The organism is Bdellovibrionota bacterium (assembly GCA_040386775.1).
Classification (GTDB): Bacteria; Bdellovibrionota; Bdellovibrionia; order Bdellovibrionales; family JAEYZS01; genus JAEYZS01.
The window spans coordinates 176,715-188,953 of sequence record JAZKEU010000012.1 but is presented as its reverse complement, the minus strand read 5'-3'; the positions used below and the strand labels follow the sequence as shown (position 1 = coordinate 188,953).

At 37.1% G+C, this 12,239-nt stretch carries 11 protein-coding genes; 6 read left to right on the top strand and 5 right to left on the bottom strand.

The annotated features are described in order from the left end of the window. Positions 1–33: 33 nt before the first annotated feature. Together V4596_07665 and carB are read left to right on the top strand one after the other, a co-directional pair. Positions 34–681: a hypothetical protein gene (locus V4596_07665; protein MES2769006.1), complete on the top strand. Its 648-nt coding sequence runs from the start codon at positions 34–36 to the stop codon at positions 679–681. 35 nt (positions 682–716) lie between these two features. Further along, positions 717–3,872 (top strand): carbamoyl-phosphate synthase large subunit, encoded by a 3,156-nt coding sequence (carB, locus tag V4596_07660; protein MES2769005.1) that lies wholly within the window; start codon positions 717–719, stop codon positions 3,870–3,872. On the opposite strand, the gene V4596_07655 is transcribed toward carB, so the two are convergent. Both V4596_07655 and V4596_07650 read right to left on the bottom strand, forming a co-directional pair. After that, a complete protein-coding gene (locus V4596_07655; protein ID MES2769004.1) occupies positions 3,869–5,191 on the bottom strand; it encodes a hypothetical protein in 1,323 nt (440 codons plus the stop codon). The genes carB and V4596_07655 overlap by 4 nt on opposite strands. Then, a complete protein-coding gene (locus V4596_07650; protein MES2769003.1) occupies positions 5,184–5,951 on the bottom strand; it encodes a TIGR02147 family protein in 768 nt (255 codons plus the stop codon). The genes V4596_07655 and V4596_07650 overlap by 8 nt, the downstream gene beginning before the upstream one ends. A 616-nt stretch (positions 5,952–6,567) precedes the next feature. Here V4596_07650 and V4596_07645 point away from each other — a divergent pair. Next, entirely contained in the window at positions 6,568–7,386 is an 819-nt protein-coding gene (locus V4596_07645) for an HNH endonuclease signature motif containing protein (GenBank protein MES2769002.1), read from the top strand. 219 nt (positions 7,387–7,605) lie between these two features. Continuing rightward, entirely contained in the window at positions 7,606–8,049 is a 444-nt protein-coding gene (locus tag V4596_07640; GenBank protein MES2769001.1) for a hypothetical protein, read from the top strand. Here the strand turns inward: V4596_07640 and V4596_07635 are convergent. After that, positions 8,044–8,421: a response regulator gene (locus V4596_07635; GenBank protein MES2769000.1), complete on the bottom strand. Its 378-nt coding sequence runs from the start codon at positions 8,419–8,421 to the stop codon at positions 8,044–8,046. The two genes, V4596_07640 and V4596_07635, sit on opposite strands and share 6 nt — an antisense overlap. A 109-nt stretch (positions 8,422–8,530) precedes the next feature. Here V4596_07635 and V4596_07630 point away from each other — a divergent pair, with 109 nt between their 5' ends. Further along, on the top strand, positions 8,531–9,664 hold the full coding sequence (locus V4596_07630; GenBank protein MES2768999.1) for a HAMP domain-containing sensor histidine kinase: 1,134 nt from the start codon (positions 8,531–8,533) through the stop codon (positions 9,662–9,664). 6 nt (positions 9,665–9,670) lie between these two features. Here V4596_07630 and V4596_07625 read toward each other — a convergent pair whose 3' ends face one another. Both V4596_07625 and V4596_07620 read right to left on the bottom strand, forming a co-directional pair. Further along, positions 9,671–10,402, bottom strand: coding sequence for an HAD family hydrolase (locus V4596_07625; GenBank protein MES2768998.1), 732 nt, complete (start codon positions 10,400–10,402; stop codon positions 9,671–9,673). 65 nt (positions 10,403–10,467) lie between these two features. After that, complete coding sequence (locus V4596_07620; protein ID MES2768997.1) at positions 10,468–11,256, bottom strand: endonuclease/exonuclease/phosphatase family protein; 789 nt, start codon at positions 11,254–11,256, stop codon at positions 10,468–10,470. A 388-nt stretch (positions 11,257–11,644) separates the two neighbouring features. On the opposite strand from V4596_07620, the gene V4596_07615 reads away from it, so the two are divergent. Continuing rightward, positions 11,645–12,238 (top strand): PilZ domain-containing protein, encoded by a 594-nt coding sequence (locus V4596_07615; GenBank protein ID MES2768996.1) that lies wholly within the window; start codon positions 11,645–11,647, stop codon positions 12,236–12,238. Position 12,239 lies beyond the last annotated feature (1 nt).

Here is a 12,239-nt window from a genome sequence, read left to right as displayed (position 1 = left end):
GACTTGTTAGGCAGAGAATTAAGAGGCAAGAAAATGATATTCGAAGAAGTTTTGGATCGTCTTTTAACACTTTACACAAGTGATGAATACGCTGACGAAATCATTAAGGCAAAAGTGGAATTTTTTGAAAGATCAATTCCCAGTGTTGACGATGACACAGCTCAATTCAATTTACGTATGTCGCAATTTTTAGATTGGTATCTTTTCACTAGAAAGCTTTCCGGCCCGGCCCTCACACCTATCGAATTTGCTCTCCAGGATAAAAAATTTCCAAAAAGAGAGTCCGATACAGAACATTTTAAATCTCTTTTGAATGCAAATCACAGCGTTTTTGAATTCACAAAAATCAAAGACAACGATATTTACATTAAAGATTTATTCACTAATGATAAAATAGTAATAAAAAATTCGGACATCAATGCCGGCTTCAATAAAGATGATCTTTTCAGTGTAAGAGTGATTCCGCATACAGATACTTTTGTATTTGCAAAGGGATTTTGTTTTCATCCGCTCGAAGCTAAAAAGTATATTTTAAAAGAAATTAAAGCGAACAAAAAAGCTTCTCAGGATGAGAAAGAAAAGCTATTGCTCAAACTTTTAAGGATGAAAAATAAAGTGGATCAGTATAAACATATTTTACCAAAATTTATTTATACGAACGAAAACACTTTTAGAGTATAGCACAAAGCTGATCGTTTGATCAGAGGAGCTAATCCTTGAGAGATCCGAAGATAAAAAAGGTGTTGATTCTTGGCAGTGGGCCCATAGTCATTGGACAAGCGTGTGAATTTGATTATTCAGGAACCCAAGCCTGTAAAGCTCTAATGAAAGAAGGACTCGAAGTTGTCCTCATCAACTCCAATCCTGCGACCATCATGACAGATCCCGAAATTGCAACGAAAGTTTACATTGAGCCTCTCAAAGCGCAATTTATCGAACGCATCATCGAGAAAGAAAAACCTGATTCCTTGATTCCTACTCTTGGTGGGCAAACCGCATTGAATGCCGCTCTAGAGTTGGATCGTTTGGGAATTCTAGAAAAACACAACGTAAAAATGTTGGGGACATCTTCGGAAATCATTCAGAAAGCGGAAGACCGCGAAAAATTTAAACACGTTTTAGATAAAGTGGGTGCGAAAGCTCCCAAAAGTTATTTGGTAAGAAGTTTTGATGAAGGTTGGGAGCGCGGACAGGAGTTGGGTTTTCCAATTATCCTAAGACCCAACTACACACTCGGAGGAGCCGGTGGGGGAATTGCATATTCTATCGATGAGTATCGTGGCATGCTGCAAATGGCCCTCTACGAGAGCCCGACTACAGAAGTTTTAATTGAACAGAGCATTTTAGGTTGGAAAGAATTCGAACTGGAAGTGATGAGAGATCGCGATGGAACATTCGTGGTGATTTGTTCTATCGAAAATTTTGATCCATGTGGAATTCATACTGGTGATAGCATCACGGTGGCCCCACAACAAACTCTGACCGACAAAGAATACCAGGATATGCGTGATGAAGCGCAAAAGATCTTAAATGAAATTGGTCTTGAGACGGGTGGAGCAAATGTTCAGTTTGCTGTAGATCCAAAAACAAAAGAGCGTGTCGTAATTGAAATGAATCCCAGAGTGAGTAGATCATCAGCGCTGGCCTCGAAGGCCACGGGATTCCCAATTGCCAAGATCGCAGCCCTGCTTTCCATTGGTTATCGCTTAAACGAAATTACAAATGACATTACAAAATCAACTCCATGTTGTTATGAGCCGGCATTGGACTACGTTGTAACTAAGATTCCAAGATTTGCTTTCGAAAAATTTCCAGGAACAGAAGATGTTCTCACAACTCAGATGAAGAGCGTGGGTGAGGTTATGGGAATTGGGAGAACGTTTAAAGAATCTTTCCAAAAAGCTCTGCACTCTTTAGAAAATGATGGAATCGGTTTCAAAACTGTAACTTTCTCAGAGCAAAAAATTGCTTACCCGAACAGTGAAAGAATCCATTATATCGCGCAGGCTTTTAGAGAAGGAAAAACTACAGAGTATATTCACGAGCTTTCACAAATTGATTATTGGTTCCTAGAACAATTCAAAGAAATCATGGACCATGAACAGGTTCTTACAGGCGTTCAATTGGATAAAGACGTTTTACTAGAGGCAAAAAGAAAAGGCTTCTCCGATAAACAAATCGCCGTGATCAAAAATGTTTCAGAAGCATCTATCAGAGAGTTGAGAGAGCAATACAATCTCCATCCATGTTTCTTCCAAGTGGATACATGCGCAGCTGAATTCCAATCAGAAACTCCATATTACTACTCGACATACTGGTCAGAGCCTTCAGAAAAACAATCAAAGAAAGACACCATCGTGGTTATCGGTAGCGGACCGAATAGAATCGGCCAAGGCATTGAGTTTGATTACGGTTGTGTAAGAGGCGTTAAGGCGATTCAAAAAGAAGGCTTGAGAGTGGTGATGATCAACTCTAACCCTGAAACTGTTTCGACAGATTATGATACTTCCAATGAACTTTACTTTGAACCTCTCACTTATGAATTCGTTCACGAGGTGATGAGATTTATCGGTCCAAAAGGATTTATCCCGCAATGGGGAGGGCAGACTTCCATCGGACTTGCGCATAAACTTGTGGATGGCGGGTATGAACTTTTAGGTTCTTCGCTGCAAACCATAGATCTAGCGGAAGATCGCGGGCAATTTTCGAAAGTTTGTCGCGAACTCAACTTAAAGATTCCAAAATCGAAAATGATTTTTACGGTTGATGAAGCAAAGCAATTCGTCAAAGAAATCAACTATCCCGTTCTTTGCCGTCCAAGTTATGTGATCGGCGGTAGAAGGATGGAAGTGCTTGAGACCGATGAAGATCTCGAAGAGTACTTTGATAAATATGGTGAATTTATTTCGGCCGAAAATCCATTTATGGTGGATGAGTTTTTAGAGAGAGCTCTCGAAGTCGACGTGGATTTAGTTCGAGGACTTGACTGGTGCGTGATCGGCGGAGTGGTAGAGCACATCGAGGCGGCCGGCGTTCACTCGGGCGACAGTATGGGAGTTCTACCTCCACAAAGATTAAAGGACGAAACACTTATTAAAATGGAAGAGCTCAGTAAAGCTCTAGCCGACAAAATGAATGTGATCGGTCATCTCAATTTGCAACTGGCAGTGAAGAACGACGAAATTTATGTACTTGAAGCCAACCCAAGAAGTTCAAGGTCAGTTCCTTTCGTGGCAAAGGCATCGATGGTTCCACTTGTAGATTTAGCGGTAAAAGCGATTTTAGGTAAAAAACCAGAAAAACAATATGATTGGAAAAAGACCAAAGAAGTTTCCGTAAAAGGCGTCGTGTTCCCATTCAATAAATTCAAACAGTCCGACAGTATCCTTGGACCAGAGATGAAATCCACGGGTGAGAGTATGGGGAGAGGTGCCGATTATTCGGAAGCACTTCTAAAAGCTTTTATTTCATCACACGTAAAGCTTCCGCAAAGTGGTGAAGTGTTTTTATCCTTAAGAGAAAAAGACAAAGAAATCATGTTACCACTCGCAAAAGAACTTTTAGGAATGGGCTATACAATCTCTGCAACAAGAGGAACGGCACACTTCTTAGGTGATCACGATCTTCCATGCGTAATTGTCCGAAAAGTTTTCGAAGGCCGTCCAAACTGCGTCGATAGAATCAGAACAGGTAAGGTGAGTTTCGTGATCAACACCACTTCAGGTAGAAAAGCCATCGAAGATAGCTTCTCTATTCGTCGCAGCTGCATCGATTACGCAATTCCATGCGTGACGGAAAGCGATGCAGCTGAGGCGCTACTGTTGGCTATCAAAAAAGCACGCACCGGCGAATTCGACGTAAAACCTCTTTAATGAGGAAAGCCTAAAATAAACCCTGCTCTAAAAAGAGTTTTGATGTTGTTGTTAGAAAAATATTTTATATTGAATGGACCACTCTCATCACAGTTTACCATGATCATGGATGATTCATTTACTGCAGTAGCTGATTGCTTATCCGTGCAAGAACTCAAGTTTCGTTCAATAATAATATCCAATTGACGTGCTTTTAGCTGTAATGTTGCATAGGTCACTTCAGATGTAAAAGATCTATAATCAATCATATTTGTAATATGTTTGTTTGGCGTTTTCTGAATAATTTGAATTCCAGAAGAACTCTCTGTAAAAGATTTACTATAGATTTGACTCTTACCCTTAAGTAAAACTGGGAAAGTAGCATTTGATTTTTCATCTGCTACTTTTAACACTAAATTATCCATGCCAGAGCCTGAAATTTGCGCGCTGATTTTTCCTATTGGTGCGCGATCAAAGAGCATATAGAAATTTTCTTTAATGTTTTCGAAGTGTTCTACTGTGGTGACACCATTTATCATAGTAGTTAATGTATTTTCATATCCTAACCAGCCTTCTTTCTTTATTTTTTTTCGATCAAGAATAAGCTCCTTGGTATGATCTATGTTTTCTAAAGCACTTTCATTTGGGGTGTAGGAGATTCTGAGATCAATTAATTTAAAAAAATCATCACTCATTATTGTACCGGGAGCATGACTTATTCCATAAACGTGTCCGAGTTCATGAATTAAAATTCCTTGTAAATTATTACCCAATGTCCAATCAGGATAAAATAAGTCTTCATTTGGATAATCAGGCTTAATGCTTCCAGGAGATGCGATCCATATGAAGCCCTTACTCCAAATGTCAGAATTATTATTTTCTGTTCTTACAGAATAGCCTAGGGATTCATTAAATTTGTATTCATATTTTTTTACCCGTTCATCTTTGATTCCAAAATAGAACGCAATATCTTCCGTTCCATCACAAGAATTTAGTTTTTTATTTTTGGTAACTAAAAGAGCCGGTTCGTTTAAATCCTTTTCTTTAAAATAATTTTCCCAAGTATTAAAAGATTTCTCAATAAGTTGTTTAATTTGATCATGGCTGAAGTCAAAAGTAGGGCTGAGTTCTACGCAGTATTTTATCACTTTATTTCCGTTTTTATGTAAATCTACAAACCACGGATTATTCTCTCCTATGTAGTGATAATCAGCGCCATTACCCCTTTCTCCACCTTCGCTATTGGTTTGCACATTATTTTGAGTTTTACTTTGTCCACATGCTATTAAATTAAAAGCTAAGAATAGCGCAATAGCAGATATATTAAATTTTTTAATCATTGGAAACCCTCTTTGTAATCGGTAAAAGTTGTACGTTAAGATCATAAACTTCATCTTTTTTAGTTCCGGATTCTAAAAAGGCACAAAGTTGACGTCTGAATTTTTTTATCATTTCTTTTGCTTGTGGTATTTTTGAAGAATCGATCGCCATAGTCATGGATGTGATATCTCTCTTTTCTATCGAAACTTCTTCTAATGCTGTAATGGCATTTTCTAAGCTTTGTTTATGTGAATGCCTCAAAGCGATAGATTGAATGTCATGAGTAGTAGAGATATTTTTGTGGGTTTGAGTTAGCTTGTTGTTCTTTTCCTTTACTAAACCCAGTCTAAATAAACGCTCAAGTGCGGTATTAGTATCAACAATTGAAATTCCTAATCTGCGAGAAATCCATTTGGCATCGTTTTGGAAATTTTTTAATTCGATTAAACTTAAAATTGCAAAATGATACCAATCAGCAATCACATGAAAAGAATCTAAAGAAATTTGTTCAAAAGAGGGTTCTTGAAGATTATCTGACTTAAAAGCTGTTGTACTTGTAATCAATTTCGATCTTAACTCTGGATCCAAAGAAAGCTTATCTGCAATCTGAATTGCTAATTGTCTCGTCACTCTTCTTTTTCCTGACAAAATTTCTGAGAGTCTACCAGAAGGTATATCTAGCTTTTTCGCGAGCATCCTCAGTGAATAATGAGGATTTTTAGCGCGCCTTTTACTAAATTCAGATTGCAACCATACTCTTGGGTCAATGTGTGTGTTCATGTAGGGCATTATAAGGCAAGCGTAATGTAATCTGAAGACTTTTGGGAACAATATGCTCCCATGCTATGGGAGCACGAATAAAATACCTAATTGTAAAAGGATTGGACTATTTTAACCCTCTTTCTTCTTTTTGTGGGTCATGTATTTTCATTATAAAGCCAGTTTAAAGCGTGTTTCGAGTTCTAGTAGTCACACTTCTGCATAATCTTCAGAGCAAAATAAAACATGACTTTGCATCCAAGCTTGCCACTTTAAAATCTTAATCGCTCGATAAAAAGCGCCAGCCTACTTGTGTTTCGCAGCTGCTAAATAAAATTAAATATTTTTATTAAAAGGTACCCCTTAGTTTTTCGTACTGTCATTGCGTCAATAATACAAAATATTTTTACAATTTTAATAATTTATTTGACGATTATTTTCTGTGTTTAAATAGACGTAAGTTTGTTTGCAAATTCTAAAAATTTTATTTTTTGTAATTTTAATATTTTCTTTCTTTGTGAGAGTAATTACGCGCGTACAATTGCATTTTATTTTCCATCTAGATGCTCTCTAAAAATCTGTCTTTAAAACTTGTGGTAAGTTGTTCTTGCAGTTTGAACTTTTTAAAGGAGAAAGAATGAATCTACAAAACAATGCCTTGGTTCTTCACGAAAGACTTTTGAAACTGGTAAAACTTGAAAGAAGAATTACATCTAAAGTTTTAGATCTTTTACAAGCTATCGAAAATAATAGATCTTACCTAGAATGGGGTTACTCTAATCTATTTGAGTATCTGGTGAAAGGATTAGGTTATTCTGAATCTTTAGCATATCAAAGAAAGGCAGCTATTAAAATCTGTGAAGTTATTCCTGAAGTAAAACAAAAAATAGATGATGGATCTCTATCTTTAACTACACTTGCTCGTGCTAATAAAGTTCTAAATACAAAAACAATCTCTGAAAAAAGAGAGTTGCTACTAGAATTAGAGAATAAACCATCTTTTGAAGTTGATAAGATTTTGGCTCGCGAAATGCCTCTAGAATTAAAAAGTCCAGGGCCTGCGAAGAGGTATGTCAATGGAAGTACCATTCGTTTAACTTTGGATCTTTCAGAGGAAGAATATAAAAAATTAGAAAAATTAAAGGCTCTAAAATCTCATCAAACTACAGATGTAAAAACTCTTATCAATTTATTAGTAGATCAAGAACTCACGAAATACAGTAAAACAAATAACAGCCCATCCAAGTCTCAAAACCCAAGACAAATTAAGATTTCACTCAAGAACCACCTACTTCAAAAAGCCAATTACAAATGTCAGTATCCCGGTTGCAATCAGAATCATTTCCTACAAGTTGATCATATCAAGTCTGTAAGTAAGAATGGTAGCAATCAACCTGAAAACCTCCAGGTATTATGCCAAGCTCATAATAAATTCAAATATCAGAGACATGGATAAGGTGGAGGAAATCATTGAGAGTTCACCCTTTTGCAGGATGCATTATCCACATTAATTAGAAAAATCCCATTTCTTGGGGTCTACCTTGTATTTTAAAATTTCTGTAAATGTATTAAACATTTCAACAAAAAATTTAAAATTGCAGACGCGAACCCTTGCTCATTTGCCTCTGGCAAGAACACATATTGCACTAACATAGGTATATAAGAGAGGTGATTTATGAAAACTCTTCTTACTGCCTTAATGATACTGTTCGTATTCGAGGCTCACGGTTCAGCAACATCTTGTTCCTCAAAAGAAAACATAGCAACTGAGTACCGTGAATGGAAAAAAGGTTTCCAAAAGTTTATTTTGGATTATGACAATATCAATGCTGGAGAGCGCTTTGCCACGAGTAAAGATTCTCTTAAAATTGTGCTAGATAAAATGAAGGTACTTTCAGAAAAAACTTTGATTCCCATGCCAGAGACAACGGTTGTGCATGCTCGAGGTTTATTGGCTGAAATAGAAGAGGGAAGAATGGCGAGAACTACAGCTCTTCCGATTTTAAAATCAAGTTTGAAAAAGCTTGAGACCTCAATGGATGAGATGATCGCAAAGGCCCAGTGGAAAAATCCAGCTTGCCATATTGATGTAAAAATCTCAAGAAATGTAGGATTATAGAACTAATGTAGTCTTCTCTATGGTTGCCATCAGAGAAGATACATTTAAAGGCTTTTGCAACACGTAATCAGCGTTTGCTTGCATTTTAGAGGTAGTTTTATCCCCACTCATTATAACTACAGGTATATTCTTTATTCGGGGATTTGCTCCTTGTTCTCGGCGGAAAGTCGTCCCATCCATCACAGGCATTCTCATATCGAGCAAGATCGCTTGAGGTAATTCTAAATTTGAATTTAATAACGCTAGAGCTTCTTGGCCATTCGAGGTACTGTCTGTGGTATAACCTCGCGATTCAAGAAGAGTCTTCAGCAGTATTCGACTGTCAGGAGAATCATCAACTATCAGAATATGTTTTGCGCGAGTTTCGTTCATTTGAGATCACATTAGCATGTTCTCAAAAATAAAGGTGATGTTTATGCTTTCAGTGAAAGAATGTTAGTAAATTCAATTTGGAGATACAATTTGAAAGGTTGTTATCTAAATGCTAGATAAATTTTTAGAAGAAAATCGAAAAGAAATTTTATCTCTCACGGATGAAAAAACACAAATTCTTGCAGGAACTCGAAAAGGATCTGAGCAATTAAAATTAGGGCTTCCACTTTTTTATGAACAACTTATAAAAGTTTTAGAAGTCAAGCTCAGCTCTCGTCCTCCTGAGGACATGCTGGTTGCAGCAGCTGATCATGGAAAAGAATTTCTTCGCTTGGGTTATTCATTATCTCATGTTGTCCATGCCTATGGGGCCATGTGCCAGTCTATTACAGAGCTGGCTACAATAAAAAATGCCAAAATTACTCCAAGTGAATTTAATATTCTCAATGGATGTCTCGATGTTGCAATAGCATCGGCAGTCTCAGAATATCAATTTCGAAGCGATGAAGCGATTGAGAAGAGAGAAATTCTACATTTGGGTTTTTTAGCACATGAATTGCGAAATGCACTTTCGAGTGTGATGGTCGCACACGAATTAATTAAAGCGGGAATGGTGGGAATAGGTGGAAGTACCGCCAATGTACTTGAAGCAAACCTTGTTCGAATGAGGAATTTAATTGATCGTTCTCTATCAGAAGTGAGAATGCGCGCTGATGCAGATCTATTTGTAGAAAAATTTCGTTTGGCAGAATTATTTGAGCAAATTTTAATTACGGCTCAAGTAGATGCTGATAAAAAGAAACAGACTCTGACAACGGCAGTGGACTGGGCCCTCGAAATAGAGGCAGACAGGCAATTTATCGTGTCCGCTGTAGCAAATATTCTACAGAATGCGATCAAATATACTCATGCTGGCGGAAAAATTGTGTTGCGAGGAGAAGCCAAAGGAGATCGTGTTTTTATCGAGGTAGAAGATAAGTGCGGTGGACTTGAAGTGGATAAAATTAGCTCCTTGTTTAAACCTTTTACTCAAGAAGATACAGATCGAAGTGGTTTGGGCTTAGGGCTTTCAATCACTCAACGAGCTGTGCATTTGAGCCAAGGAAAAATCAACGTAGTGAATAAACCTGGAGTTGGTTGCATTTTTGTAATTGATATCCCACTCAAGCTTATTCCTGGTCCAAGTCAAAAAATTTCAGTTCCTGGTAAAGATTCTGTTCAGCCAAATCTGCAGAAAAAATAATTTATCTTATTTTACTTTAAAATGAGTAATTGTCGGGAGTCCTTCAGGAGCATGGGCTTTTCCAGAGTGTACGGAATCAAAGTAAATGATCTTAACGTGAGGACAATCTTTAAGAACCAAGTGAATATTGACGGGTTCATTCTCAAAAAACCAAATTTTTTCATCTGCTGGAAATATATTGAAGTGATCACGTTTAAATTCGGCGTCATCTAATTCTTTGTAGGGCTTCAAGACAAGTTCAGCCCGGTCTTTGTCTACGGGGAAATTCCATTTTTTTAAGCTCTCAATTGTTCCCACTTTCATTCGGGGTTCATCGCGACCTGTGAGATAGATAATATGTACGCCGCGTTCATATAGCTCTTGTACAAAATCTACTGCGCCTATTTCAGGTTCATCAAAGATCACATAATGGTCATGAAAGAACCTGCTTTTCCAGTATTCAAAAATCTCCTTGTAGAATTCTTGAGTTTCTTTGTCCAATCCAATATCCGCCATAAATTGCTTGAGATAATACGGATGGTGAGTGATTTGAACTTGAGAAAGCACCTCAATAGCCTTTGCATATTTTGCGCGCATAATATTGTCAGAACAAAACTCTTGGATGATCTTGGAAAATCGAGGAGCTACATTAAAAAGAGTTGAGTCTAAATCAAACACAGCTCTGGTAATGGAGCCTCTTTGGATCTCTTTATCGATGTCTTTTTGAATGCTATTCAGGATTTCTATAGTTTTTGGCATAAGCAAAAAATATCGCCTTAAAATTATCAGAATTCAAACAGTTTTCCGTTAACGTTTAGCATATGCTATAAAAGATTAATATCCATATAAATGGGGTAGTGGTCAGAGCCTTTTCTGCCATCGAATCTATGGCGAGCGGAGAAATCAACACCTCGGCTAAAGAAATGGTCTAGCTCATTTTTTATGAACATTTTTTCAAAAGTGCAAGTGTTTTGGCCTGAAGAAGTAGCCCTCTTGAGTTGAGCCTGATCCATAATTTCTTCTGTGTTGGAGATTTCTTCATCTCCGCCTGTAGTGTTAAAGTCACCAGCAATTACGCCCATAGATTCAGTTTTGTTAAAATATTCCACCAAACTCAAGAGTTGCTTTTTACGGTCATTAAAGTCGATCGAAAAAATCTGAACTTCATGATCAGTGTTAGCAAAAAAGAAGTTTTCGCCATTTTCTGTTTTGAAATTTGCAACTAAAGCTACTCTTTTTTTCTGGCCAGAATGATTTAAGGGAATTACTTCGACCGATAAAATGGGGAAGCGACTGGCGATCACTTGGCCTTCCCAAACCCCCTTTTTTTGATCGAGGAGATTTACTTTTTGGCTAAAAATATACCATTCTCCAGAAGGAAGAATATTTTTTAATTTTTGTTCTGTTTTTTCAGAAAAATTTCCTTCCACTTCTTGAAAGGCCCAGATTTGAACATTGGAAAGGGAATTTAAATCTTTTTTGAGGTCATTTTCATTTCTTAATCCATACAAATTGTAAGATCCAACAGTGAATTGTAAAGGTAGATTTGCCTCTGAGATGGATGCAGTAATTAAAATTAATTTGAAAATCAAAATTACAAAAAATGATTTCATCCCCATGACCCCCAAAGTCGCCTCTAAAGTTGCCATAAATTCATTTTCATAGGAAGAAATAAGCTCATCACAGATGAGGAAGTGAAAAATGTAGACGTTCTCTAGAGGCTAGACTTTGTGAATTCTTCAAGACCAGTCGAAGGTCTACTCTGTGAGTCAAAATGGGACTTGGAATTCCGTGTGCTGACCATAACTTAATCATCTTGGATCACTATGTTTAAAAAACTGTAAAAAGGTTTGATAGCATTTATTAATTTTTGAGGAATTTCATCAGCTTACTTAAGTCGGTAATTTAATACACCGAAGAAGAATTTGGCGTGCTTTGGTTAGGCCATGGATTGATCACTTAACCTGAAGTAAAAATACGACAAAGTTTTGAGGGTAATTTATGACTGTAAAAGACGTTAAAAGCTTACAAGAGTGGTACATTTTAAAATGGGATAATAAATACGGCCCATTCAGTTACGTTGAAGTTGTAAAAATGCTTCAAGGTAAATCTGTATTCGAATTCGATTACATCTGGAGAAATGGCCAAGAAAACTGGAAGCGTATTGCTGAAGTTGAACATTTCGATTCAAAAGAAATCAAAGAGCTATATAAACAAAAAGAAGACCCAACCGTGAAAGATTCATTCTTCAGAAGAAGACATGAAAGAAAGAATTTTAATGGTTCAATCATCGTCCACGATAACGATAAAGTTTGGAAAGGCGATGCCATTGAGATCAGTGAGGGTGGGGCGGGTATCGTAATGCAAAACTCTCTCATTAAGCCCGGTGAAAAAATATTCTTGCACGTGAAGCCCGGAGACAATGTTCCTCCGTTCAATGCTATTTGCGAGGTAGTAAGCAAGAAGTTCACTAAAGGTGTTAGTGATAGAGAAGCTCCGGTGAAGTACGGCGTGAGATTCTTAAAAATTCATTCTGCACATTTAGAAAGCATTAAAGAATACATTAATAACAATTCTGCGAAGAAGGCTGGTTGAT